We start from the raw sequence: 26732 nt of genomic DNA, 5'->3' as shown, positions 1-26732 counted from the left end.
TGTTCATCAGGCAAACTTCACCATAATCATTCCAGCTAACAGCAAGACCAGACCAATCCAGCCTTTACGATTTAACCGTTGACCAAACAAGATCCAACCTGCGGCTAACGTGGCGGCAATACCAAATCCGCCCCACAATGCATAAGCGACAGACAAGTCGATCCCTTTAACGGCCTGAGAAAGCGCACTAAAGGCAGCCAGCACCGCCGTCAGAGAGAGCACGCCAAATATTTTGCGACGAAAGCCGTCAGAAAATTTCAAAAAAACGTTAGCAACGATTTCCAGCACGATTGCCAATGCCAGCCAGGCGGCGTGAACCCATTCAAACTGCGCCATGGTTCACCTCCAGTTCAGGTTTCTGCGCTTTACGGGTACCTGATTTGATCAACACAATCCCGGCCACCAGGGTGGTTAACCCGGCAATTTTCATCAGCGATAAACTTTCGTCGAATAACAAAACGCTAAACAAGGTAATAAATAAAATACCGATACCTTCCCACAGCGCATAAGCTACGCCTAAGGCGATTTTTTTAACGGCGAAGGAGAGAAATATATACGACAGAGAAATCATCACCAGCATTAAAATAAAACCGCCATTACCCTCACTGACGCTCGCCCATTTCATTGACAGCGTGCCGGTAATTTCCGTAGCAATAGCCAGACCTAATAAAATCCAATAAATATACATCGTCCTTCTCCTGCAAGAGAATTATTTTATCTTTCGCTCAATTCAGCGAAACCAGAGCAAAGTGATCAAGCCCCGCGCATAGCGCAAGGTTAGGCAGAAGAAAGGACTAAAGCGCGTTGCGCCAGTGCTGCTCACCTACGAGCAAAATAGTGGATGAGGTACGAAGATGGGTAAATGTAGAAAATAACGTCCTGAACAAATTGTCCATAATATTACAATTATCCGCAGTGTTGCTTCTCATCATCGCGGATGATAATTGTCCTCGGTAGTTGAACACGCCTGATTTGTATCACAGCTTAAGAATTAACTCAAAATATTTTCACTTCTTTACCCGAGCGGATTGATTTTCGTTATGATGACGGAACGAAAAAGACATTATTATTAGCAAAGAAAGAAAAAACGGGGACAAGCATGGCAAAGCCGATCATCACGCTCAATGGTCTAAAAATCGTCATTATGTTGGGAATGCTGGTCATTATTCTCTGCGGTATCCGTTTTGCCGCCGAGATCATCATGCCGTTTATTCTCGCATTATTTATTGCTGTTATTCTTAACCCGCTGGTGCAACACATGGTCCGCTGGCGAGTGCCGCGTGTACTGGCGGTGTCGATTTTGATGACCATCATCGTGATGGCGATGGTGTTGCTGTTAGCTTATCTGGGTTCCGCGCTCAACGAGTTGACGCGGACGTTACCGCAATATCGCAACTCTATTATGACGCCGCTGCAAGCTCTTGAACCGTTGTTGCAACGCGTAGGGATTGACGTCTCAGTTGACCAACTGGCGCATTACATTGATCCGAACGCGGCGATGACGTTGCTCACCAACTTATTGACGCAGTTATCTAATGCCATGTCATCAATATTTTTATTGCTGCTGACGGTGTTGTTTATGCTGCTCGAAGTGCCACAATTGCCCGGAAAATTTCAGCAAATGATGGCGCGTCCGGTTGAAGGGATGGCGGCGATTCAGCGTGCGATTGACAGTGTGTCTCATTATCTGGTGCTGAAAACAGCCATCAGCATCATCACCGGCCTGGTCGCCTGGGCGATGCTCGCCGCACTCGATGTTCGCTTCGCTTTTGTCTGGGGATTGCTGGCCTTTGCGCTTAATTACATCCCGAATATTGGTTCAGTCCTCGCGGCAATCCCCCCTATCGCTCAGGTACTGGTGTTTAATGGCTTCTACGAAGCGTTGCTGGTGCTGGCGGGATATCTGCTGATTAATCTGGTCTTCGGCAATATTCTGGAGCCGCGGATCATGGGGCGTGGGCTGGGGCTTTCCACATTGGTGGTATTTCTGTCGTTGATTTTTTGGGGATGGTTGTTAGGACCGGTGGGTATGCTGCTTTCCGTGCCGTTGACAATTATTGTCAAAATTGCGCTTGAACAAACAGCGGGAGGTCAAAGCATCGCCGTTCTGTTAAGCGATCTCAATAAAGAGTGACGGCCTCCGCAGAGGCCGTCAAGTTTACAGAGCTTTCAGGATTGCATCCACGCTGGCTTTGGCGTCACCAAACAGCATGTGGGTGTTTTCCTTGAAGAACAGCGGGTTTTGCACACCAGCATAGCCAGTGTTCATCGAACGTTTAAAAACAATCACGTTCTGCGCTTTCCACACTTCCAGCACAGGCATACCAGCAATCGGACTCTTCGGATCATCCTGCGCCGCCGGGTTAACCGTATCGTTAGCACCAATCACCAGTACGGTATCGGTATCAGCAAAGTCATCATTGATCTCGTCCATTTCCAGCACGATGTCATACGGTACTTTTGCTTCAGCCAGCAATACGTTCATATGCCCAGGCAAACGCCCCGCAACCGGGTGGATACCGAAACGCACATTGATACCACGAGCGCGCAGTTTCTCGGTTATTTCAGCGACAGGATATTGCGCCTGCGCGACTGCCATGCCGTACCCCGGAGTAATGATCACTGAATGGGAGTTTTTCAGCAGTTCCGCTGTCTCTTCTGCGGTGATTTCGCGGTGCTCGCCCACTTCCTGATCATCGCCAGTAGAAGAGCCATCGGTGCCGAAACCACCCGCAATAACGCTGATAAAGGAACGGTTCATCGCCTTACACATAATGTAAGAAAGGATTGCCCCCGAAGAACCGACCAGCGCGCCGGTCACGATCAGCAGGTCGTTGCTAAGCATAAAGCCCGCTGCAGCTGCCGCCCAACCAGAGTATGAGTTCAGCATTGACACGACGACTGGCATATCTGCACCACCGATGGAGGCGACTAAATGCCAGCCGAATACCAGCGCAATAGCGGTCATTATCAGCAATGCCAGCACTTGCAGGCCGACGCTGTCCGTGCGAACAAATACAATCAGCAGCAGGAAGGAAACGACCAGAGCTGCCAGGTTCATTTTGTGACGGTTTGGCAGCATCAACGGTTTAGACGAAATTTTGCCACACAGTTTGCCGAACGCCACCACCGAACCCGTGAACGTTACCGCCCCGATGAAGATACCGAGGAACACTTCCGTCAGGTGAATATTGACCAGAATCGGTGCCATTCCCGCGTCATGATGCAGATAGCTGTTAAAGCCAACCAGCACTGCCGCCAGACCCACAAAGCTATGCAGGATCGCCACCAGTTCTGGCATTTCGGTCATTTCAACTTTCTTCGCCAGGCGGATACCAATTGCCCCACCAATGACCATAGCCAGCAAGATCCAGCCAACATTACCCGTATCCGGTCCAAAAATGGTTGCGATTAACGCAATCGCCATCCCGGCGATACCGAAGTTGTTACCCTGGCGAGACGTTTCATGTTTCGAAAGACCGGCCAGACTGAAGATAAACAGGATCGCGGCAACAATGTATGCAGCTGTAACTAATCCTCCAGACATATGTTACCCCTTAATTTTTGCGGAACATTTTCAGCATGCGCTGAGTCACGGTGAAGCCACCGAAAATATTAATGCTGGCTATAAGCACCGCGATAAAACTAAGGAAGCTAACCCAGCCGCCCTGGCCAATCTGCAACAGTGCTCCGACAACAATAATCCCTGAAATCGCGTTGGTGACCGACATCAACGGTGTATGCAGCGCGTGCGAAACATTCCACACCACGTAATAGCCGACAACGCACGCCAGCGCGAAAACGGTGAAGTGCCCAAGAAACTCTTTCGGCGCAACGCTTGCCAGCCAGCCGAAAAGGATAATTGCCAGCGCCATCAACGCGTATTTACGCCACGGTGAGCAGGTACATTTTTCCTCAGTTTTCACTTCCGGTGCCGCTTTTTGTGCCGCCTGCGGCTGAGCTGATACCTGAATCGGCGGTGCCGGCCAGGTAATTTCGCCAGCACGGATCACGGTCACACCGCGAATCACCACATCATCAAAATCAACCGTGATGTTGCCGTCTTTCTCTTTGCACAACAGTTTCAGCAGATTAACGAGGTTAGTGCCGTAAAGCTGTGAGGATTGCGTCGGCAGACGGCCCGGAAGATCGGTATAACCAATCACTTTGACACCATTTTCCGTAGTGAAAATTTCACCCGGTACGGTGTATTCACAGTTGCCGCCGTTTTGGGCTGCCAGGTCGACAATCACACTGCCCGACTTCATGGAGTCAACCATTTCACGGGTAATCAGCTTCGGCGCTGGTTTGCCTGGAATAAGCGCGGTGGTGACAATGATATCGACCTCTTTTGCCTGGGCGGCAAAGAGCTCCATTTCCGCTTTGATGAACGCATCCGACATCACTTTGGCATAGCCATCGCCGCTGCCCGCTTCCTCTTTAAAGTCCAGCTCGAGGAATTCCGCGCCCATACTTTGAACTTGTTCTTTCACTTCCGGGCGGGTGTCGAATGCACGCACAATCGCGCCGAGACTATTGGCTGCGCCAATGGCGGCCAGACCTGCAACACCCGCACCAATCACCATCACTTTTGCCGGTGGCACTTTCCCTGCCGCCGTGATTTGCCCGGTAAAGAAGCGCCCAAATTCATGTGCCGCTTCAACAATGGCGCGATAACCAGCGATGTTCGCCATCGAACTGAGTGCGTCCAGCGATTGTGCGCGTGAGATACGCGGCACAGAGTCCATCGCCATCACGGTCACGTTACGTTCCGCAAGTTTTTGCATTAATTCCGGATTCTGCGCAGGCCAGATAAAACTCACCAGCGTTGTCCCTGGATTCAGTAACGCAATTTCATCATCTAACGGCGCATTGACCTTCAGAATGATCTCTGACTGCCAGACGTTATTCCCTTCTACAATTTCGGCGCCCGCTTGCACAAACGCTTTATCGTCAAAACTTGCCAGTTGACCCGCGCCGCTCTCTACCGCGACGGTAAAACCCAGTTTCAGCAGCTGTTCCACTGTTTTTGGCGTTGCTGCAACACGGGTTTCATTGGTTAACCGTTCTCTTGGTATGCCAATTCGCATGATATTCCCTTCCATCGGTTTTATTGATGATGGTTTGCCTGTGTCAGGATCCACACAAGCCGCTCATGTACGAGCTAAATGTTACTCCGTTAAAATAAATTAGTAACAAACGCCCTATAACGTACTGAAAATTATGCCTGTGATCTAGCGCCAAAAATCAGTATTTCGGCGTGAACTCGCAAAATATTAACGATTCAGCCGTGATAGTGGGATAAACACCTTAGAACGCTAGATAAAGACTGATAATTATCTTCGGTGGACAGGTAAAACGTGATATCGCCCCGGCACGAATCATTACTTAACATTAAATTAACTTATACAATTCAGTTGCTTCAGTAGTATTGATGCTGATACGGCTGTTTTTTAAGCATAGACCGTCATTTGAACAGGATTAAAATTGGCTTAAGGAATGTGATATGAAAAATGACGCAGACAGTTACACCGTTTAAATGCAATAATCAGCCACGTTTCTCGTTAATAACAATACCAGTACCTGGTTTGCGCAAGGCGAAGGATTATTTTTATGAAGCTTAAGAACACCCTCCTGGCGTCGGCACTGCTTTCTGCTACGGCCTTTTCCGTTAACGCAGCAACAGAACTGACACCGGAGCAAGCGGCAGCGGTTAAACCTTTTGACCGTGTAGTGGTTACCGGTCGTTTTAATGCTATTGGCGAAGCGGTGAAAGCCGTTTCTCGTCGCGCTGATAAAGAAGGTGCCGCCTCTTTTTATGTTGTCGACACTTCTGATTTTGGTAACAGCGGTAACTGGCGTGTGGTCGCTGACCTCTATAAAGCCGATGCTGAAAAAGCCGAAGAAACAAGTAATCGCGTTATCAACGGTGTTGTCGAACTGCCAAAAGATCAGGCCGTTCTGATTGAACCGTTTGATACGGTTACCGTTCAGGGCTTCTATCGTAGCCAGCCTGAAGTCAATGACGCCATCACCAAAGCGGCAAAAGCGAAAGGCGCTTACGCTTTCTACATTGTTCGTCAAATCGATGCTAACCAGGGCGGTAACCAGCGCATTACAGCGTTCATCTATAAAAAAGATGCTAAGAAACGCGTCGTACAAAGCCCGGATGTGATCCCGGCAGATTCCGAAGCGGGACGTGCAGCTCTGGCTGCGGGTGGCGAAGCAGCGAAGAAAGTAGAGATCCCAGGGGTTGCGACAACCGCATCACCAAGTTCTGAAGTTGGTCGCTTCTTTGAAACCCAGTCATCAAAAGGCGGGCGTTACACTGTCACGCTTCCTGATGGTACTAAAGTCGAAGAACTGAACAAAGCAACAGCAGCGATGATGGTTCCATTCGACAGCATCAAATTCTCTGGCAACTATGGCAACATGACCGAAGTCTCCTATCAGGTTGCGAAACGTGCCGCGAAGAAAGGCGCTAAGTATTACCACATCACCCGCCAGTGGCAGGAACGTGGTAATAACCTCACCGTTAGCGCAGATCTGTATAAATAACTATTCAGTTACCACTATAAGGCGGCTTAATGCCGCCTTTCGCATTTTTAGTCACAAATTTCCCCACGACCATTGCATGCAGACACATCTCTTCGTAAAATCCCGCGCTTCAGTGGCAAACTCCATTTTTATGCGTTTTGCCCTAATATTTATTCTTCTAATCACGTTTTAACCACTGGATATCGATGGAAAAGAAACTGGGACTGAGCGCACTCACCGCGCTGGTATTAAGCTCAATGCTGGGCGCGGGTGTTTTCAGTCTGCCGCAAAATATGGCGGCAGTTGCCAGCCCGGCAGCACTGCTCATCGGCTGGAGCATTACTGGTGCTGGCATTTTATTGCTGGCCTTTGCCATGCTGATCCTCACACGCATTCGCCCCGAGCTTGACGGCGGCATCTTTACCTATGCCCGCGAAGGGTTTGGTGAGTTAATCGGCTTTTGTTCCGCATGGGGGTACTGGCTGTGCGCGGTTATCGCCAACGTCTCCTATCTGGTGATCGTTTTTTCCGCGTTAAGCTTTTTTACGGACACGCCGGAATTGCGTCTGTTTGGCGATGGCAATACCTGGCAATCGATCGTCGGTGCCTCGGCTTTATTGTGGATTGTTCACTTTTTGATCCTGCGCGGGGTACAAACCGCTGCCAGCATTAACCTGGTGGCGACACTGGCAAAATTGTTGCCGCTGGGCCTGTTTATTGTGCTGGCGATGATGATGTTCAAACTGGACACCTTCAAGCTCGACTTTACTGGCCTTGCACTTGGCGTACCGGTATGGGAACAGGTGAAAAACACCATGCTGATCACCCTGTGGGTTTTCATTGGTGTGGAAGGTGCTGTGGTCGTTTCGGCGCGTGCGCGTAATAAACGTGATGTAGGTAAAGCAACACTGCTGGCGGTTCTCTCCGCTCTGGGTGTTTACTTGCTGGTAACGCTGCTTTCGCTGGGCGTGGTAGCACGTCCTGAACTGGCTGAAATTCGTAACCCGTCAATGGCCGGTCTGATGGTGGAAATGATGGGACCGTGGGGCGAAATCATCATCGCTGCCGGTTTGATCGTTTCCGTTTGCGGTGCGTACTTAAGCTGGACCATCATGGCGGCAGAAGTTCCGTTCCTGGCAGCCACCCATAAAGCATTCCCGCGCATTTTCGCGCGCCAGAACGCACAAGCCGCGCCATCCGCCTCACTGTGGCTGACCAATATCTGCGTGCAAATTTGTCTGGTACTGATCTGGCTGACCGGTTCCGATTACAACACGTTGCTGACCATCGCCTCAGAAATGATTCTGGTGCCTTATTTCCTGGTCGGCGCGTTCTTGCTGAAAATTGCAACCCGTCCACTGCATAAAGCGGTAGGTGTCGGTGCCTGCATTTATGGCTTATGGTTATTGTACGCCTCTGGTCCAATGCATCTGCTGTTGTCCGTCGTTCTGTATGCGCCAGGGCTACTGGTCTTCCTGTACGCGCGTAAAACGCATACACATGATAATGTACTGAATCGTCAGGAAATGGTGCTGATTGGCATGCTGTTAATTGCCTCAGTTCCGGCGACCTGGATGCTGGTGGGATAACGTTCATCCCATCGTTGGATAGCAAAGGAGATAACGATGGGTAAAACCCAGCCCTTGCCAATATTAATTACTGGAGGCGGCCGTCGCATCGGCCTCGCCCTCGCATGGCATTTCATTAATCAAAAGCAACCGGTGATAGTCAGCTATCGGACACACTATCCTGCCATTGATGGGCTGATGAATGCGGGTGCGCTGTGTATTCAGGCTGATTTTTCGACCAACGACGGTGTGATGGCGTTTGCCGATGAAGTGCTAAAAAGCACCCACGGCCTGCGTGCGGTGTTGCACAATGCCAGTGCGTGGATGGCAGAAAAACCAGGTATGCCACTCACCGACGTACTGGCCTGCATGATGCAGATCCACGTTAATGCCCCATACCTACTTAACCACGCGCTGGAAAGATTACTGCGCGGGCACGGGCACGCCGCCAGCGATATTATTCACTTTACCGATTATGTGGTGGAGCGCGGTAGTGACAAACATATTGCCTATGCTGCAAGCAAAGCAGCACTGGATAATATGACCCGCTCGTTTGCCCGCAAGCTGGCACCTGAAGTGAAAGTAAATTCTATTGCGCCATCGCTGATCCTGTTTAATGAGCATGATGATGCCGAATATCGTCAACAGGCACTGAATAAATCGCTGATGAAAACCGCACCTGGCGAGAAAGAAGTGATCGACCTGGTCGATTACTTACTTACCAGTTGCTTTGTCACCGGACGCAGTTTCCCACTTGATGGCGGTCGTCATCTGCGTTAATGCAGCTTAATCCAGCATATAATCAACACCCATGCGCTTAGTCCCCAGCACACTACAGAACCGATAAAAGCGGCGGGCAAGCGCATAATTCCGGTGAAATACCACAGCGACACCAGGTAAACAAAATAGGGAATTATCGACCACATACTAAAAATGATTGTTGCACGTAAGGCTTCAATGCCGCGTTCGCTGGCAACAATATAATGCGCGATGAGCGCAAAGGTCGGGAAAAGTGGAATCAGCCCGGCGATATAATAATTTTTCGTTTTTGCTAAAACACCAATCAACAGCACTACCAGCGCACCGAGCGCGGCTTTGATTACCAGCCCCATCTTTTTACCTTAACACTTCCATAACAAGTCACCAGTAGAATACCTGATGAAAACTTGTTTAGAAACGATTGATAGTAAGTAAAAACAGCGCGGTGTATTGTGACGTTTTTATATCTACCGTGAATAATATGAACACTATCGTATTTGTGGAAGATGATGCGGAAGTCGGTTCACTGATTGCCGCGTACCTGGCAAAACATGATATGCAGGTTACCGTAGAGCCGCGCGGCGACCAGGCCGAAGAAACTATTCTGCGAGAAAATCCGGATTTGGTGTTACTCGATATCATGCTGCCCGGCAAGGACGGCATGACCATTTGTCGTGATTTACGCGCAAAGTGGTCCGGACCGATTGTTCTTCTAACCTCTCTCGATAGCGACATGAACCACATCCTGGCACTGGAAATGGGTGCCTGCGACTATATTCTCAAAACGACACCCCCTGCTGTATTGTTAGCGCGCTTACGTTTACATTTGCGTCAGAATGAGCAAGCCACACTGACCAAAGGTCTTCAGGAAACGACGCTGACTCCCTACAAAGCCCTGCATTTCGGCACGTTGACCATCGATCCCATCAACCGCGTAGTCACTCTGGCTAATGCTGAAATCTCGCTCTCGACGGCTGATTTCGAATTATTGTGGGAATTAGCCACTCATGCCGGGCAAATCATGGACCGCGATGCATTGCTGAAGAACTTACGCGGCGTCAGTTATGATGGTCTGGATCGTAGCGTGGATGTGGCTATTTCGCGATTAAGAAAAAAACTGCTCGATAACGCCGCCGAACCTTATCGCATTAAAACTGTGCGTAACAAAGGCTATCTTTTTGCGCCTCATGCATGGGAATAAGCGATGAAAAAACTGTTTATCCAGTTTTACCTGTTATTGTTTGTCTGCTTCCTTGTGATGTCTCTGCTGGTTGGGCTGGTGTACAAATTTACCGCCGAACGCGCGGGCAAACAGTCGCTGGATGATTTGATGAACAGTTCGCTGTATCTGATGCGCAGCGAATTGCGTGAGATCCCCCCACACGATTGGGGTAAGACGCTGAAGGAGATGGATTTAAATCTCTCTTTCGATCTGCGTGTCGAGCCGCTGAGTAAATATCATCTTGATGATATTTCCATGCACCGGCTGCGTGGCGGCGAAATTGTCGCTCTGGACGATCAGTACACCTTTTTGCAACGTATCCCGCGCAGCCACTACGTGCTGGCAGTTGGTCCTGTTCCTTATCTTTATTACCTCCATCAGATGCGATTACTGGATATCGCCCTGATCGCTTTTATTGCCATTTCCCTCGCCTTTCCGGTGTTTATCTGGATGCGTCCGCACTGGCAGGATATGTTAAAACTGGAAGCAGCGGCGCAACGATTTGGCGATGGGCATCTCAGTGAGCGTATCCACTTTGATGAAGGTTCGAGCTTTGAACGACTTGGCGTCGCGTTTAATCAGATGGCGGACAATATCAACGCCTTGATTGCCAGCAAAAAACAGCTTATTGACGGTATCGCTCATGAACTGCGAACACCGTTAGTGCGCCTGCGTTATCGACTGGAGATGAGCGATAACCTGAGCGCCGCCGAATCCCAGGCGTTGAATCGCGATATCAGTCAACTTGAAGCTTTAATTGAAGAGCTGCTGACTTATGCCCGACTCGATCGCCCACAAAATGAGCTTCATCTTAGCGAACCAGACCTGCCGTTGTGGCTGTCAACGCATCTGGCAGACATTCAGGCAGTAACGCCCGATAAAACGGTACGGATTAAAACGCTCGCGCAAGGCCATTATGCGGCGTTGGATATGCGCTTAATGGAGCGCGTGCTGGATAATTTGCTCAATAACGCCCTGCGCTACTGTCACTCAACGGTTGAAACCAGCCTGCTACTGTCGGGGAACAGAGCGACATTAATTGTTGAGGATGATGGCCCAGGGATCGCCCCAGAAAATCGCGAACACATCTTTGAACCTTTTGTTCGCCTCGACCCCAGCCGCGACCGCGCAACCGGCGGCTGTGGGCTAGGGCTGGCAATTGTCCACTCTATAGCACTAGCAATGGGCGGTACGGTTAATTGTGACACCAGCGAACTGGGGGGTGCCCGCTTCTCGTTTAGCTGGCCGTTATGGCATAACATCCCGCAATTTACCTCTGCTTGACATTACGCGCACGGTGGTCAGGCTGTCGATACTGTGTTATAAAATAAAGTATGTTGTAACTAAAGTGATTAATATTATGGCGCGTTACGATCTCGTAGACCGACTCAACACTACCTTTCGCCAGATGGAACAAGAGCTAGCTGCATTTGCCGCTGAGCTAGAACAGCACAAATTGCTGGTTGCCCGCGTGTTCTCTTTACCGGAGGTGAAAAAAGAGGATGAGCATAATCCGCTTAATCGTATTGAGGTAAAGCAACATCTCGGCAAAGAGGCGCAGGCGCAGGCGATACGTCATTTCCGCCATTTGTTTATTCAGCAACAGTCCGAAAATCGCAGCAGCAAGGCTGCTGTTCGACTGCCTGGCGTGTTGTGTTACCAGGTCGATAACCTTTCGCAAGCAGCGTTGGTCAGTCATATTCAGCGCATCAATCAACTCAAGACTACGTTCGAGCATATCGTCACGGTTGAGTCAGAACTTCCCACAGCGGCGCGTTTTGAATGGGTGCATCGTCATTTGCCGGGGCTGATCACCCTTAATGCTTATCGCACGCTCACCGTTCTTCACGACCCCGCCACTTTACGTTTTGGCTGGGCGAATAAACATATCATTAAGAATTTGCATCGTGATGAAGTCCTGGCACTGCTGGAAAAAAGCCTGAAATCACCGCGCAGTGTTGCACCGTGGACGCGCGAGGAGTGGCACAGAAAGCTGGAGCGAGAGTATCAGGATATTGCTGCCCTGTCGCAGAATGCGAAGTTAAAAATCAAACGTCCGGTGAAGGTGCAGCCGATTGCCCGCGTCTGGTATAAGGGAGATCAAAAACAAGTACAACACGCCTGCCCTACGCCGCTTATTGCGCTGATTAATCGGGATAATGGTGCGGGCGTGCCGGACGTTGGCGAGTTGTTAAATTACGATGCTGACAATGTGCAGCACCGCTATAAACCACAGGCGCAGCCGCTTCGCTTGATCATTCCACGGCTGCACCTGTATGTTGCAGATTAACGCCCTGCTTTCATACTGCCGACCATCTGTTCTGGCCGTACCCGGCTGTCAAACTCGGCTTCGCTAAGATACCCCAGCGCAAGGGCCGCAGCTTTTAAGGTCAGCCCTTCTTTATGCGCTTTTTTGGCGATCTCGGCGGCTTTGTCATAACCAATGTGAGTGTTGAGCGCAGTCACCAGCATCAGCGATTCATTGAGTAATTGATTGATTCGCTCACGATTCGGTTCAATGCCCACTGCGCAGTGTTTGTTGAAACTTTCCATGCCATCTGCCAGCAAGCGCACCGATTGCAGGAAATTGTGGATCACCATCGGACGGAAGACGTTCAGTTCAAAGTTACCGGAAGCGCCCCCCATGTTGATCGCCACGTCGTTCCCCATCACCTGACAGCAGAGCATGGTTAATGCCTCACACTGGGTTGGGTTCACTTTCCCCGGCATGATTGAGCTGCCCGGCTCATTTTCCGGGATTGAGATTTCACCAATTCCGCAGCGCGGGCCTGAGGCCAGCCAGCGGACATCATTGGCAATTTTCATCAGTGACGCAGCCAACCCTTTCAACGCGCCGTGCGCCTGAACCAGGGCATCACAGGTCGCCAGCGCTTCAAATTTGTTCGGCGCGGTAACAAACGGTGCGCAGGTAATGACTGCCAGTTCATCTGCCACGCGACGCGCATACTCCGGATGGGTATTTAGTCCAGTACCCACAGCTGTACCGCCCATAGCCAGTTCCGCTACATGCGGCAGGCTGTATTCGATATGTTTGAGATTATGCTCCAGCATCGCTACCCAGCCGGAAATCTCCTGCCCCAGTGTTAGCGGCGTGGCATCCTGCAAGTGGGTACGACCAATTTTGACGATATCGGCAAATGCGCGCGATTTCTCATTCAGCGTCTGTGTCAGGGTTTTAAGCTGCGGAATGAGTTGCTTGCGCAGCGCCAGTAGCGCCGCAACGTGCATCGCCGTCGGAAAGACATCATTGGAACTTTGGCTTTTGTTCACGTCGTCGTTAGGGTGAACTTTACGCTCCATCCCGCGCACGCCGCCAAGTAATTCACTGGCCCGATTAGCCAGCACTTCGTTCATGTTCATATTACTTTGCGTGCCGGAGCCGGTCTGCCAGATTGCCAGCGGGAATTCATCATCATGCTGTCCTGCCAGTACTTCATCCGCCGCCTGACGAATGGCGCTCGCTTTCTCTTCAGACAACAAGCCTAAATCTTCATTAACTTTTGCCGCTGCGCGCTTGGTTAGCGCCAGCGCATGAATCAGTGAGGTGGGCATTTTCTCCGTCGAAATGCGGAAATGCTCCAGCGAGCGTTGAGTTTGTGCGCCCCACAGCTTATCTGCCGGGACATCAATCGCCCCCATCGAATCTTTTTCGCTGCGTACTGTATTCATGGCCTGCTCCTCACCTGATTAATTTTTTCTTTCTGTTTTGCTTTCGTTAAGCAACTTTTAGCTCACTCATTATTTACTATTTGATAACAAATGTTTGGTCTTTCGTGCCATGTAAAAAAACCGCCCCGAAGGGCGGCTCTGTTTATTTCACACAGCGGGTGCACTGTGTGAGTTGTATCTGCTGGAAGAAGTCATTTCCTTTATCATCCACAAGGATAAACGCCGGGAAATCTTCTACTTCAATTTTCCAGATGGCTTCCATTCCCAGTTCCGGATATTCAACACATTCCAGGCTCTTAATACTTCCCTGCGCCAATACTGCTGCCGGACCACCGATACTACCGAGGTAGAAACCGCCGTGTTTTTTACAGGCATCCGTCACCTGCTGGCTGCGGTTGCCTTTCGCCAGCATGATCATACTTCCGCCCTGCGCTTGCAGTTGATCGACATAAGAATCCATCCGTCCGGCGGTCGTTGGGCCAAGAGAACCGGAGGCATAACCTTCCGGCGTTTTGGCCGGCCCCGCATAGTAAATCGGATGATCTTTGATGTACTGCGGCAGCCCTTCACCGTTATCCATCCGCTCTTTCAGTTTGGCGTGAGCAATATCACGACCGACGATAATCGTGCCATTCAGCGATAAGCGTGTAGAAACGGGATACTGCGACAACTGTGCGAGGATCTCTTTCATCGGACGGTTAAGGTCAACGCGCACCGCTTCGCCTTCTCCCGCTTTGCGCAGCTCTTCCGGGATATATTTGCCTGGATTATGTTCCAGTTTTTCGATCCAGATCCCCTGACGGTTGATCTTCGCTTTGATATTACGGTCAGCAGAACAGGAGACGCCCATACCGACCGGGCAGGATGCGCCGTGACGTGGCAGGCGAATCACGCGGATGTCGTGAGCGAAGTATTTACCACCAAACTGCGCACCCAGACCAAGATTTTGCGCTTCGATCAGCAATTCTTTTTCAAGTTCCACATCGCGGAACGCCTGACCGTGCTCATTCCCTTCCGTTGGCAGTTCATCATAGTATTTAGCGGAAGCCAGTTTCACCGTTTTAAGATTCGTTTCTGCAGAAGTTCCACCAATAACGAACGCAATATGATAGGGAGGACAGGCCGCCGTACCCAGCGTGCGCATCTTCTCAACCAGATAATTTTTCAGTTTTCCCGGCGTCAGTAACGCTTTGGTTTCCTGATAGAGATACGTCTTGTTTGCCGAACCGCCACCTTTGGCGATACAGAGGAATTTGTACTCGTCACCATCAACGGCATAAAGATCGATCTGCGCTGGTAAGTTAGTGCCGGTATTCACCTCTTTATACATATCCAGCGGCGCGTTTTGCGAGTAGCGCAGATTATCCTCGATATAAGTGTTATAGACACCGCGCGCCAGCGCTGCTTCATCACCGCCACCGGTCCATACACGCTGCCCTTTTTTACCAACAATAATCGCGGTGCCGGTATCCTGACAGGTTGGCAGAACGCCTTTCGCCGCGATGTCGGAGTTGCGCAGGAATTGCAGCGCCACATATTTATCATTTTCGCTGGCTTCCGGGTCACGCAGAATGTCGGCCACCTGTTGTTGGTGAGCCGGACGCAGCATAAATGACGCATCATGAAACGCCTGACGCGCCAACAAAGTTAACGCTTCGGGTGCGACTTTCAAAATCTCCTGCCCTTCAAATTCAGATACGCTAACGTGTTCGCTGGTTAGCAGGTAATACTCAGTATCATCTTTTTTGAGTGGAAAAGGAGCCTGATAATGAAAGGGTTTGTTTGACATTGTTCTCTCACTTACTGCCTGGTTTGGTTATGCTCTGGGCGGGTGTTCCGTTGCCCTGTTAAAAGCGAGTAACAATATCCTACACAGTTTTTTAACAAAAACTGAGACTAGTACGACTTTTTGCGGCTCCAGGTTACTTCCCGTAGGATTCTTGCTTTAATAGCGGGATTAATTTCCACATTAAAACAGGGATTGATCATGCAAAAACTCATTAACTCAGTGCAAAACTATGCCTGGGGCAGCAAAACGGCGTTGACTGAACTTTATGGTATGGAAAATCCGTCCAGCCAGCCGATGGCCGAGCTGTGGATGGGCGCACATCCGAAAAGCAGTTCACAGGTGAAGAATGCCGCCGGAGATATCGTTTCACTGCGTGATGTGATTGAGAGTGATAAATCGACTCTGCTCGGAGAGGCCGTTGCCAAACGCTTTGGCGAACTACCTTTCCTGTTCAAAGTATTGTGCGCAGCACAGCCGCTCTCCATTCAGGTTCATCCAAACAAACGCAATTCTGAAATCGGTTTTGCCAAAGAAAATGCTGCAGGTATTCCGATGGATGCCGCTGAGCGTAACTATAAAGATCCTAACCACAAGCCGGAGCTGGTTTTTGCGCTGACGCCTTTCCTTGCGATGAACGCGTTTCGTGAGTTTTCCGAGATTGTCTCCCTACTCCAGCCAGTCGCAGGTGCACATCCGGCGATTGCTCACTTTTTACAACAGCCTGATGCCGAACGTTTAAGCGAACTGTTCGCCAGCCTGCTGAATATGCAGGGGGAAGAAAAATCCCGCGCGCTGGCGATTTTAAAATCGGCGCTCGACAGTCAGCAGGGTGAACCGTGGCAAACGATTCGTTTAATTTCTGAATTTTACCCGGATGACAGCGGTCTGTTCTCCCCGCTGTTGCTGAATGTGGTGAAATTGAATCCTGGCGAAGCGATGTTCCTGTTCGCTGAAACGCCGCACGCTTACCTGCAAGGTGTGGCGCTGGAAGTGATGGCGAACTCCGATAACGTGCTGCGTGCGGGTCTGACGCCTAAATATATTGATATTCCGGAACTGGTTGCCAACGTGAAGTTCGAAGCCAAACCGGCTAACCAGTTGTTGACCCAGCCAGTGAAACAAGGTGCAGAACTGGACTTCCCGATTCCGGTGGATGATTTTGCCTTCTCGCTGCATGACCTTAGTGATAAAGAAACCACCATCAGCCAGCAGAGTGCCGCCATTTTGTTCTGCGTCGAAGGCGATGCAACGCTGTGTAAAGGTTCTCAGCAGTTACAGCTTAAACCGGGTGAATCAGCGTTTATTGCCGCCAACGAATCACCGGTGACTGTCAAAGGCCACGGCCGTTTAGCGCGTGTTTACAACAAGCTGTAAGTGCTTACTGAAAAAATTAACATCTCTTGCTAAGCTTATTAAAGGCTTATAACACCTTCAGGCGGCCAGTCCGCCTGATTTCATTTTATGGATAATCATTATGAATAAATCGCTGGTAGCGGTAGGCGTCATTGTTGCGCTAGGCGTAGTCTGGACAGGCGGCGCATGGTATACAGGCAAGAAGATAGAAACCCATCTCGAAGACATGGTCGCGCAGGCGAACGCGCAACTCAAACTGACAGCTCCTGAATCCAACCTGGAAGTAAGTTATCAAAACTATCATCGCGGCGTATTCAGCAGCCAGTTGCAGCTGTTGGTGAAACCCGTTGCCGGAAAAGAAAATCCGTGGATTAAAAGTGGTCAGAGCGTCATCTTCAACGAATCAGTTGATCATGGCCCCTTCCCCTTTGCCCAGCTTAAAAAACTGAACCTGATCCCGTCTATGGCATCAATTCAAACCACGCTGGTCAATAACGAAGTAAGCAAGCCACTGTTTGATATGGCAAAGGGTGAAACGCCTTTTGAGATTAACTCCCGCATTGGTTATAGCGGTGATTCCAGTTCCGATATTTCGCTCAAGCCACTGAATTACGAGCAAAAGGATGAAAAAGTCGCCTTTAGCGGCGGCGAGTTCCAGTTAAATGCTGACAGAGACGGTAAAACTATCTCCCTTTCAGGGGAGGCGCAAAGTGGTCGGATAGACGCGGTTAACGAATACAACCAGAAAGTGCAGTTGACCTTTAATAATCTGAAAACCGACGGTTCCAGCACGCTGGCAAGTTTTGGTGAGCGCGTAGGAAACCAAAAACTGTCGCTGGAGAAAATGACCATTTCAGTGGAAGGCAAAGAACTGGCACTGCTGGAAGGCATGGAGATCAGCGGTAAATCGGATCTGGTCAATGACGGTAAAACGATCAATAGCCAACTGGATTACTCGCTAAATAGCCTTAAGGTACAGAATCAGGATCTGGGCAGCGGCAAGCTGACTTTAAAAGTCGGCCAGATTGATGGCGAAGCCTGGCATCAGTTTAGTCAGCAATATAACGCGCAAACTCAGGCGCTTCTGGCACAGCCAGAGATTGCCAACAATCCCGAACTTTATCAGGAGAAAGTGACGGAAGCCTTCTTTAGCGCCCTGCCGCTGATGTTGAAAGGCGATCCGGTGATTACTATCGCGCCGTTAAGCTGGAAAAACAGTCAGGGTGAAAGTGCGTTGAATCTGTCGCTGTTCCTGAAAGATCCGGCAACGACAAAAGAAGCGCCGCAAACGCTGGCACAGGAAGTAGACCGCTCGGTTAAATCTCTGGATGCGAAACTGACCATTCCGGTGGGTATGGCAACTGAGTTGATGACTCAGGTAGCGAAGCTGGAAGGTTATCAGGAAGATCAAGCGAAAAAACTGGCGAAACAGCAAGTTGAAGGTGCATCAGCAATGGGGCAGATGTTCCGTCTGACCACCTTGCAGGACAATACCATCACCACCAGCCTGCAATATGCTAACGGTCAGATCACGTTAAACGGGCAGAAAATGCCACTGGAAGATTTTGTTGGCATGTTTGCGATGCCGGCATTAAACGTTCCGGCTGTACCCGCTATTCCGCAGCAGTAATTCACAGCCAAAATGCCGGAGATTTTTCTCTCCGGCGTTTTTTCTTACTTCAGCATAAAGTCATACTGAATACTCATTTTCACATCCCAGTAATTCAGGCGATCGCCCAGTGTACTGCCATCTCGCTTTTCCCGCCCTTTATCGGCAGCAAGAAAGAAATTCATCCCTTGTAACGGCCCTTCGCTGACCCGATAGTTCATACCACCTAAGATACCCGCGCCTTCAATCCGCACATCTCGTTTACTGGATTCATAGCCGCGAGTCACAATCGGTGCAAATGTCAGCGTAAATTGCGGAGTTAAACGATAATTGACGCCCAATTGCCAGGACTGCATTCCTTCACGGTTACGATCAAGACTTAATGAAAAGGGATAGCCAATGTCGGTGTCCACCACGGCACCATTCATTGCATGGCGCAAATAACCACCACTGCCAAATACGCTTCCCCACGGCGCATTCCAGGTCAATTGTCCACTAACCAACGCCGTTTCATTGGGCTGGCTGGTATTACGACTTAAACCTTCGAGTTGCGCGTAAAAGCCGAGCAACTCCCCTTTCAACGTATAATTCGGGTCGAGCGGTATGCTTTTCTCGAGAATACTTTGTATCTGATTGGAAACATCTTTCTGTACCGATGCCCCCAGAGAATAGCGACTGGTATCATCATGCCAACTGGCGGCTAAAAAAGAACGTGCGCGATGTTTATCGTATTTTCCCGTCTGGCTGTTATAAACCCCTTCATCACGAATACCGGTTGTTGAATCGGTCCATAAAAATACTCGTGACCGCCACATTCCCCACAGATCAATATTTGGCGTTAAAGCCCAGTAACCTAATGCTCCTTCAGAAACTGTCGGTAATGTACGTTGCGAACTGCCAGCCATTAACGGAATACGATAAGGTAAGCTACCATAACTATAATCCGTCCCGAAGCGACCTAATTTAAGCAGGCTATTTTCACTGGGTTTTATTTTTACTGCACCCAGGGCAAAGCCAAAACTTTTATCACCATCAAGATACCACCGGGTACTCATATCAGCACGAGCACCTAATTTATAAACATAATACGCCCCGCCTTCAACGCCAATAATATTGGAATAATAACCACTATTGAAATCGAGCAATCCTCCCTGTACCCATGCGTAAATATCTCTTCCCGCGCCAGCACTGGGCTTATCCGCCCTGCGCAATTCGTTTTTCAGTCTGATGCGTAGTCCCGCTTCATCGTCAGCCAGTTGCGCCGCGTAAGCAGAGGTAAGGCCAGAGGCAGCCGTCAGGCAAATAACGGCCATGGCCACTATTTTTCTCATAGTTGCACCTTTGATGTTCTGATTATTTTTATTGAATATTAATTAGTGATATCGGTGATTAATTGCTGCTGCATTTTTTTACGATTATCAATTTCAACCACGATTTCTTTGAATTTTTTATCCGTGAGAGGATAAAACCAGATAATGACGAATGCCAGCAGCATAAATCCGCAAGGTACTAAGGCAATTGATGTGCGGATGCCCATAATAACTTCCGGCGTTTGTACCTGATTGGCAATATATCCGCTTAATCCCAAAATAAAGGCAGGAATTGAACCTCCGATTGCCTGACCGCATTTACGGGTAAATGAGAATAGTGAATAGGTGAGCCCTTCTATTCGCACGCCGGTCAGGTATTCACCGTATTCTACAGTATCAGCTTCCAGTGCCCACATCACGGTCATGGTAACGCCCTGACCAATTGAAGCGATGGCCAACGCAACCAACGCCACCGGCAGTGACCAGACCGAAACCCAGAAGAACAGCAGATAACCGCAGGTTCCCAGCAAAGCGCCAATCAGGAAGGTATTCTTTTTACCGATCCTCGCGACCATCCCCGGCACCAGCGGTGCCGATGCCACAGTACCGACCAGGTTTTGCACCAGTACCAGCACAGTGAACAGCCCGGTATCATTTAACACATAGCGCACGTAGAACAACGACGAGGCGCTGACCGCGAAGGTCGAAATCAGCACACACAGCGCACCGATGCACAACATAAACAGCGGGCGATTCCGTTTCAGGGTTTGCAGACTGATCTTCAATGACGGCTGCGCCACGATACGTACCACATTCTCACGCGTCGATTTGAAGCAGATGAAGTAAAGCACCATTCCGGCAATCGCCAGCACAATCGTCCAGAAATGGTATACCGACACCATCTCTTCCGGACTGGAGTTCTTAATGCTCGGTCCTATCAGAAATGCCAGACAGACAAAGGTCAATGAAGCGGCAATCCCGCGAGCCGCGCCCAGACGGGCGCGGGATTGTGGTTGTTGGGTCATCGCGGTAGCAAGTGAACCATAAGGAATATTCACCAGGCTGTAGCAAAGCCCGAGGCCCATGTAGGTCCAATATGCATACACTACTTTGCTGCTATGGCTCCAGTCGGTCGGCACCCAGAATACCAGCACACTGAAGATCATTAACGGCGCAGTACCGAAGAGTAAAAACGGGCGGAATTTTCCCCAGCGGGTATTCACACTGTCCACCACTCGTCCGGCAAAGACGTCGGCGAAGGCATCGAATACCCGCACCAGTAACAGCATGGTGCCCGCCGCAGCGGCACCGACGCCAGCGACGTCGGTGTAGTAACTCAACAGGAAGAGCGCCCCCATTGCGAAGGCGAAGTTATTGGCGACGTCACCGAGGCTGTAGCCGACGATGGTGCGCCAGGAGAGTTGTTGATTCATTGTTTGCCTCCCTGCTGCGGTTTTTCACCGAAGTTCATGCCAGTCCAGCGTTTTTGCAGCAGAAAAGCCGCCGACTTCGGTTTGCGGTCGCGGGTGAAGATCCCTTTCTTGTTACCGCCAACGCGCAATATGCCTTGTGAGGTCGCAAAATCGGCGAAATTCCATACCTGTTCACCGACGACGGCGCTGACTCGATCAAAGACGCGGTGATACATATCCAGCCATGCACACTGATACTCTTCACTCCACATGTCGGTGTACATTGAGTGCAGCCCGGCTAACGTATCCACGCCGTATTCGGTGATGATAATCGGCTGATGCAGTTTCTCCTGCCAGGCCAGTAGTTCTTTTTCCAGTACCTTCTCTGCCGTTTCCAAATCGCCGCTTTGGACATACCAACCGTAATAACGGTTCAGACACAGCACATCAAAGAGATCGCTGATGGTATCGGTGTGAGCGTCGCAGAACATTACATTGACGCAGGTGATCGGACGCGTCGGGTCGAGTTTACGCGTTGCTTCCGCCAGTGGCGCGAAATAATCCCGTGCACCTTGCGGACGGGTATCCGGTTCGTTGGCAATACTCCACATCACCACGCTTGGGTGGTTTTTGTCACGCGCAATCAGCTCTTTAATCGCCTGTAAGTGCGCCTGCTGGGTTTCTCCGTTGACTGCCTCTTCGCTGTACAGTTCTTTCGGCTTGTTGCCCGCTTCGAAACCAATGCCTAAAGAGAGGTTAAAGCCTACAGCTGCAGTTTCATCAATCACCACGATGCCATGTTCATCTGCCCAGTCGAGCATCTCTTCAGCGTAAGGGTAATGCGAGGTACGGTAGGAGTTGGCCCCAATCCAGTCCATTAATGCGTGATCGTGCACCATCAGCACGTTATCGAATCCTTTGCCACGCAAATCCGCATCTTCATGACGACCAAAGCCAGTAAAATAGAACGGTTTGTGGTTAATCAGGAACTGCTCGCCCTTCACTGCCACTGACCGGATGCCGACGCGCAGCGGGTAGATATCACACTCTGTCTGGCTTTTGGCTGTGACGCACAGTTCATAGAGATAACCTTCACCCGGTTGCCAGAGGTGCGGATTCACCACTTGCAAAGTCCCGCTGGTGCCTTGTCCAGTTGCAACCACCTGTTGATCCGCATCACGCAGTTCAACGCTGACATCACCATTTGCCACCACCTGCCAGTCAACAGACGCGTGGTTACAGTCTTGCGCGACATGCGTCACCACGGTGATATCGTCCACCCAGGTATTCGGCGTGGTGTAGAGCATTACGCTGCGATGGATCCCGGCGTAGTTAAAGAAATCATGAAAGTAAGACTGCTTTTTCTTGCCGTTTTCGTCGGTAATCACCATTCCCGGCGGGATAGTCTGCCAGTTCAGTTCGTTGTTCACACAAACAGTGATACGTACACTTTTCCCGGCAATAACATACGGCGTGACATCGGCTTCAAATGGCGTATAGCCGCCCTGATGCTCCATCACTTCCTGATTATTTACCCACACTTTGCCGTAATGAGTGACCGCATCGAAACGCAGTACAATACGCTGGCCCGTCCAACCTTTCGGTATAAAGACTTCGCGCTGATACCAGACGTTACCCACATAATTACGAATATCTGCATCGGCGAACTGATCGTTAAAACTGCCCGGCACAGCAATTGCCCGGCTTTCTTGTAACGCGCTTTCCCACCAACGCTGATCAATTCCACAGTTTTCGCGATCCAGACTGAATGCCCACAGGCCGTCGAGTTTTTTGATTTCACGGGTTGGGGTTTCTACAGGACGTAACATAAGGGACTCCTCATTAAAATAAAAATACTGGTCAACCTTTAATCTGATTAGTTAACCAATTATGTGTTGCACACAGTTATCTGTGAGAAACCCATGGAAGAGAAATGGAAATAAAAAGAACTGACACCGGGATCAAAAAACCAAAAACTGCAATACCCACAGCGTGATATAGATCGCATTAATCTTTAAAACAGCGTTGACAGAAGCCATAAAATAAGCAATCGAACGTTCGTTCGAATATATTGGAAGCGATAAACCTTCATGATATATTGCTACGATGAATATTTAGGTGGGATTCTCCGATCCCTGGGAGGATGATTTTTGCACAGAGAAATTACGATATGAAACGCGGGCTCAGTTGTCACCAGCCCGCGGAAAGAGAGAGAGGATCAGGATGCGGTTAAGATACCGCCAATCATCGCGCGTAATCCCTGAGCAAACGACGCTTCACGCGCCAGATCTTCCGCTTCGATATCGGCCAGTACACCGTAGGTCAGATCCAGCAGTAAACGTGAAGTCATTGCCGTGTTGATGTCTGGGCTTATCTCGCCTTTTTGCTGGGCATCACGCATCCGCTGGGCAACAAATTCCGTGATCGTCATATGCTTATTTTTAAGCATGGCGGCGACCTGTGGGTTACGCATCCCTTCCGCCATAATTTCGACCACCAGCGCCCGTTGTCCAAAGGCTTCATGGGTGAGAGAGACAATAGACTCGACCATATAGTCAACGAAATGAATCCCTTCAATCGGTTCCCGGAAACGGGCCAGCGCCCTCTCCTGGTCCTGTAAGATAATCGCCTGAATCAAGGCTTCTTTGGAGATGAAATGGTGATAGAGCGTCCCGGGACTAATGGCGCAGGATTTACAGATGGCTTTCATCGAGGCACTGTGAAATCCATTTTCTGAAAAAATCTCTCTGGCAGCATTGAGGATCCGGGTCCGTGTCGGTTGTGCTTCAGTCTGCATGTTATCCATTATTAAACCATTATAGTTAGCGTGAATAACTAGTTTACCGGTTTGTCAGGTGAGCGCCTATCATTGCTGTTGAATAGTGCGAAGGCACACTCAATTCGTAAGCTTTTTATCCAGATATTGGTTAACCAATAGCCGTGATTTGGTTGCCAGTTGTTTAGCAGAGACGTTGATGAGTTTATCCCGGTAAACAACACGGACGGTTGTTTACCGGTCCGTTAGTGTATTAATTGAGCTCCTGTACCCCCCCACCGGAGACCGTGAGGATTTGTCCGCTTACCCAGCTGGCTGCAGGCGAGCAAAGGAATAGCGCCGCGTTAGCAATATCTTGCGGTTGGCCCAGACGTCTGATCGGCGTGTGCTGTAACATTTTTTGTTCAATTTCTGGTGTAATAACGGATTTCAGGGCATCGGTTAATATTGCCCCCGGCGCAATGCCATTCACCCGAATATTTTTTTCACCCAGGTCAAACGCCATATTTCTGACCAGATGACTGGCCGCAGCTTTAGATGACGCATAGGAGGTCATGTTGATATTTTTATTTTCTGCCGCCATAGAAGTAATGGTCAGAATAACGCCACCGCCATTTTTTTCCATTTCTGGCGCAACAAGTTGTGACAGATGGAAAAAAGAAAACACATTCAGCTCATAAGCACGGCGAAAATCTGCCATTGGCATATCAAACGGTTTAGGACCACCGCCACCAGCGTTGTTAACCAGAATATCAACTTTACCTAACTTGCTGATGGCAAAGTCTGCCAGAGCAGAAAGTTCCTGTTCGGAAGTAACATCGCAGCGCCAGGCAAATGCCTGTCCACCCAGTTGTTGAATTTCATCGACAGCATGATTAGCGGCATCCGCGTTAATATCACTGACCACCACAGATGCGCCAGCCGTCGCAAATGTAATGGCGATTTCTTTACCAATACCTGCACCCGCACCTGTGATGATGGCGCATTTTCCGTCGAGTCTCAGGTTGTCAGAATTAAACACATAAACCTCCTGTGAACTTCAGTAAAAATAAAAGGCACCGCCTGTGTGCCACATTTTTTATCATTAACCTTGAGGAAAGGACACTACCAGGTATAGCAGATAAAGAGAGGATTATTTTGCCGCTATGAGCCGGGCGGGGATAATAAGATTGCGCGAATGCGTCTCTTCGTGGGTGATTTTTTGCATCATGCGATCCGCAAGTGTGGTTCCAAGTTCCCGCGCAGGCGTGCTGGCCCAGGTAACAGGTATGTCATCAAGTGTGGTTGGCGTTGCATCGGTAAATGCCGCCAACGAAACCTGTTGTTCAAAGTAACGATCGACTCCGCTTTCCCCGCTTTGCCGCCCTGCTTTCAGCAAACCAAACCATGCCCCCATCGCAATAGTTTCGTTATAGCAAACCACAGCACTGATGGTCGGGTTATGACGCAAAAGCGCCGTGATAGCTTCCGCGGCTTGCTTCTGGCTGGAAGTGCACTCCAACACCCAATCGCTGTGAAACGGCAGGCCAAATTTTAGTAGAGTTGCACAATAGCCCCCCACCCGCTCTGCCCGGGTTAATGAGGAACTTTGCCCTCCCAGCCAGGCGATACGCTGATGCCCATTGCGAATGAGATGCTCCGTCAACAACTGTGCAGCCTGCATGTTATCCGGGCGAACCGTATCAACATCATCAAGATAACTGGCACGGGAAGCGAAAATCACCGGGATAGCTTTTTCTTCTGCCATCCGTCGCAGGTCATCGCTGCTTCCTGCAGCCCCGGCAATTACCACACCATCGACCCCCTGATTCAGTAACAGTGAAAACCGTTGTGCCAGCTGCTCGCCGTCTTTACCGCCGTGAAGCAAAAAAACCATCCGTCCCTGCGCTTCCAGAGCTTCCGTCAATCCGGCCGTTAATTCGGCGTAAAACGGCGCAGATAAATCACGGACGATCAAACCAATGACGCCGCTTTGCCCGCCGCGCAGCGCCGACGCCTGACGATTGCGCACAAATCCCAGCTCTTCAATGGCGGCGTTAACACGTTCTCCTGTGGCGGTAGAGATTCGCCCTTTGCCACTTAGCACCAGCGAAACGGTACTTACCGACACGCCCGCAGCCAGCGCAACATCATGAATGGTTATTTTTTTGGCGGTAGCCATGCAGATGACCTACTCCCTGATTATGTGACAGATAAAACGTTTTACCTTTTATTTATCTTATACCCGCTATTATCGTTGCGTAATGTGATTTGTGCCTCACTAAAATTTGATAAAACGTTTTATCTTCTCGCGCAATTTACTGAATCCAGATTGTTCTCTACGAGGAGTCGTTTTATGACGGCGAAAACAGCACCGAAAGTCACGCTGTGGGAGTTCTTCCAGCAGTTAGGCAAAACCTTCATGCTACCCGTGGCATTATTGTCGTTCTGCGGCATTATGCTCGGCATTGGTAGTTCTCTTAGCAGCCATGATGTCATCACCCTGATCCCGGTCCTGGGCAACCCCGTGTTGCAGGCTATCTTTACCTGGATGAGTAAGATTGGCTCGTTTGCTTTTAGTTTCCTGCCAGTCATGTTCTGTATCGCCATCCCGCTGGGCCTGGCACGCGAAAACAAAGGTGTAGCGGCATTTGCTGGCTTTGTCGGTTATGCGGTAATGAATCTCGCGGTAAACTTCTGGTTGACCAATAAAGGCATTCTGCCAACC

At 49.9% G+C, this 26732-nt stretch carries 24 protein-coding genes; 10 read left to right on the top strand and 14 right to left on the bottom strand.

The genetic code is table 11. The features are described 5' to 3' along the window. Positions 1-6 precede the first annotated feature (6 nt). From mdtI to ATB02_RS27115, 3 genes are all read right to left on the bottom strand, one after another. Positions 7-336, bottom strand: coding sequence for a multidrug/spermidine efflux SMR transporter subunit MdtI (mdtI, locus tag ATB02_RS21845; protein ID WP_105272228.1), 330 nt, complete (start codon positions 334-336; stop codon positions 7-9). Further along, on the bottom strand, positions 323-688 hold the full coding sequence (gene mdtJ / locus ATB02_RS21840) for a multidrug/spermidine efflux SMR transporter subunit MdtJ (RefSeq protein ID WP_105272227.1): 366 nt from the start codon (positions 686-688) through the stop codon (positions 323-325). The genes mdtI and mdtJ overlap by 14 nt, the downstream gene beginning before the upstream one ends. Positions 689-794: 106 nt before the next feature. Further along, a complete protein-coding gene (locus tag ATB02_RS27115) occupies positions 795-965 on the bottom strand; it encodes a protein YdgV (protein WP_085948401.1) in 171 nt (56 codons plus the stop codon). A 134-nt stretch (positions 966-1099) separates the two neighbouring features. Between ATB02_RS27115 and tqsA the strand changes: the two genes are divergently transcribed. Then, complete coding sequence (tqsA, locus tag ATB02_RS21830; protein ID WP_097435872.1) at positions 1100-2134, top strand: AI-2 transporter TqsA; 1035 nt, start codon at positions 1100-1102, stop codon at positions 2132-2134. 24 nt (positions 2135-2158) lie between these two features. Here the strand turns inward: tqsA and pntB are convergent, their stop codons facing one another. Continuing rightward, a complete protein-coding gene (pntB, locus tag ATB02_RS21825) occupies positions 2159-3547 on the bottom strand; it encodes a Re/Si-specific NAD(P)(+) transhydrogenase subunit beta (RefSeq protein WP_000014036.1) in 1389 nt (462 codons plus the stop codon). Positions 3548-3557: 10 nt separating this feature from the next. Next, positions 3558-5090 (bottom strand): Re/Si-specific NAD(P)(+) transhydrogenase subunit alpha, encoded by a 1533-nt coding sequence (pntA, locus tag ATB02_RS21820; RefSeq protein ID WP_001219378.1) that lies wholly within the window; start codon positions 5088-5090, stop codon positions 3558-3560. Positions 5091-5613: 523 nt separating this feature from the next. On the opposite strand from pntA, the gene ydgH reads away from it, so the two are divergent. The 3 genes from ydgH to folM all read left to right on the top strand — a co-directional run bounded on the left by ydgH (position 5614) and on the right by folM (position 8885). Continuing rightward, positions 5614-6558, top strand: a complete 945-nt coding sequence (gene ydgH / locus ATB02_RS21815) for a DUF1471 family protein YdgH (protein WP_000769317.1) — start codon at positions 5614-5616, stop codon at positions 6556-6558. Positions 6559-6743: 185 nt separating this feature from the next. After that, positions 6744-8126, top strand: coding sequence for an amino acid permease (locus ATB02_RS21805; RefSeq protein ID WP_000412394.1), 1383 nt, complete (start codon positions 6744-6746; stop codon positions 8124-8126). Positions 8127-8162: 36 nt separating this feature from the next. After that, entirely contained in the window at positions 8163-8885 is a 723-nt protein-coding gene (folM, locus tag ATB02_RS21800) for a dihydromonapterin reductase (protein ID WP_000520808.1), read from the top strand. On the opposite strand, the gene ATB02_RS21795 is transcribed toward folM, so the two are convergent. Then, complete coding sequence (locus ATB02_RS21795) at positions 8882-9217, bottom strand: GlpM family protein (protein WP_000524867.1); 336 nt, start codon at positions 9215-9217, stop codon at positions 8882-8884. The genes folM and ATB02_RS21795 overlap by 4 nt on opposite strands. 128 nt (positions 9218-9345) lie before the next feature. Here ATB02_RS21795 and rstA point away from each other — a divergent pair, with 128 nt between their 5' ends. The 3 genes from rstA to tus all read left to right on the top strand — a co-directional run bounded on the left by rstA (position 9346) and on the right by tus (position 12376). Beyond that, positions 9346-10065 carry a two-component system response regulator RstA gene (gene rstA, locus ATB02_RS21790; RefSeq protein ID WP_001092512.1) on the top strand — a complete coding sequence of 240 codons (720 nt, stop codon included), beginning with the start codon at positions 9346-9348 and terminating at the stop codon, positions 10063-10065. A 3-nt stretch (positions 10066-10068) separates the two neighbouring features. Continuing rightward, positions 10069-11370, top strand: a complete 1302-nt coding sequence (gene rstB, locus ATB02_RS21785) for a two-component system sensor histidine kinase RstB (RefSeq protein WP_000732518.1) — start codon at positions 10069-10071, stop codon at positions 11368-11370. 76 nt (positions 11371-11446) lie between these two features. Further along, positions 11447-12376, top strand: a complete 930-nt coding sequence (gene tus / locus ATB02_RS21780; RefSeq protein WP_105272226.1) for a DNA replication terminus site-binding protein — start codon at positions 11447-11449, stop codon at positions 12374-12376. On the opposite strand, the gene fumC is transcribed toward tus, so the two are convergent. Both fumC and fumB read right to left on the bottom strand, forming a co-directional pair. Next, positions 12373-13776 (bottom strand): class II fumarate hydratase, encoded by a 1404-nt coding sequence (fumC, locus tag ATB02_RS21775; RefSeq protein ID WP_105272225.1) that lies wholly within the window; start codon positions 13774-13776, stop codon positions 12373-12375. The genes tus and fumC overlap by 4 nt on opposite strands. A 142-nt stretch (positions 13777-13918) precedes the next feature. Next, positions 13919-15565: a class I fumarate hydratase gene (gene fumB / locus ATB02_RS21770; RefSeq protein ID WP_000066639.1), complete on the bottom strand. Its 1647-nt coding sequence runs from the start codon at positions 15563-15565 to the stop codon at positions 13919-13921. A gap of 198 nt (positions 15566-15763) precedes the next feature. On the opposite strand from fumB, the gene manA reads away from it, so the two are divergent. Both manA and ATB02_RS21760 read left to right on the top strand, forming a co-directional pair. Further along, positions 15764-16939, top strand: coding sequence for a mannose-6-phosphate isomerase (manA, locus tag ATB02_RS21765; protein ID WP_105272224.1), 1176 nt, complete (start codon positions 15764-15766; stop codon positions 16937-16939). Positions 16940-17039: 100 nt separating this feature from the next. Continuing rightward, on the top strand, positions 17040-18548 hold the full coding sequence (locus ATB02_RS21760) for a YdgA family protein (protein WP_105272223.1): 1509 nt from the start codon (positions 17040-17042) through the stop codon (positions 18546-18548). A gap of 44 nt (positions 18549-18592) precedes the next feature. On the opposite strand, the gene uidC is transcribed toward ATB02_RS21760, so the two are convergent. The 6 genes from uidC to malI form a co-directional block, all read right to left on the bottom strand. After that, positions 18593-19858 (bottom strand): glucuronide uptake porin UidC, encoded by a 1266-nt coding sequence (uidC, locus tag ATB02_RS21755; RefSeq protein ID WP_001227017.1) that lies wholly within the window; start codon positions 19856-19858, stop codon positions 18593-18595. Positions 19859-19896: 38 nt separating this feature from the next. Further along, the gene (uidB, locus tag ATB02_RS21750) at positions 19897-21270 is read right to left on the bottom strand and encodes a glucuronide transporter (RefSeq protein ID WP_105272222.1); all 1374 of its coding nucleotides are present in this window, start codon (positions 21268-21270) and stop codon (positions 19897-19899) included. Continuing rightward, entirely contained in the window at positions 21267-23078 is a 1812-nt protein-coding gene (gene uidA, locus ATB02_RS21745) for a beta-glucuronidase (RefSeq protein WP_105272221.1), read from the bottom strand. Before uidA ends, uidB begins: the two co-directional genes overlap by 4 nt. Before the next feature lie 389 nt (positions 23079-23467). Beyond that, entirely contained in the window at positions 23468-24058 is a 591-nt protein-coding gene (gene uidR / locus ATB02_RS21740; protein ID WP_000969092.1) for a DNA-binding transcriptional regulator UidR, read from the bottom strand. A gap of 220 nt (positions 24059-24278) precedes the next feature. Further along, positions 24279-25046: a 7-alpha-hydroxysteroid dehydrogenase gene (gene hdhA / locus ATB02_RS21735; protein ID WP_105272220.1), complete on the bottom strand. Its 768-nt coding sequence runs from the start codon at positions 25044-25046 to the stop codon at positions 24279-24281. Positions 25047-25157: 111 nt separating this feature from the next. Then, the gene (gene malI / locus ATB02_RS21730) at positions 25158-26186 is read right to left on the bottom strand and encodes a mal regulon transcriptional regulator MalI (protein WP_000179513.1); all 1029 of its coding nucleotides are present in this window, start codon (positions 26184-26186) and stop codon (positions 25158-25160) included. A 174-nt stretch (positions 26187-26360) separates the two neighbouring features. On the opposite strand from malI, the gene ATB02_RS21725 reads away from it, so the two are divergent. Beyond that, on the top strand, positions 26361-26732 hold a 372-nt coding region (locus ATB02_RS21725; protein WP_157945215.1), incomplete at its 3' end, for a PTS transporter subunit EIIC.

Origin of the sequence: Escherichia sp. MOD1-EC5189 (assembly GCF_002966045.1) — a bacterium.
In the GTDB taxonomy this organism is placed as follows: domain Bacteria; phylum Pseudomonadota; class Gammaproteobacteria; order Enterobacterales; family Enterobacteriaceae; genus Escherichia; species Escherichia coli_F.
The sequence above is the reverse complement of the archived record's forward strand: the minus strand, read 5'-3'. Positions and strand labels throughout refer to the sequence as shown.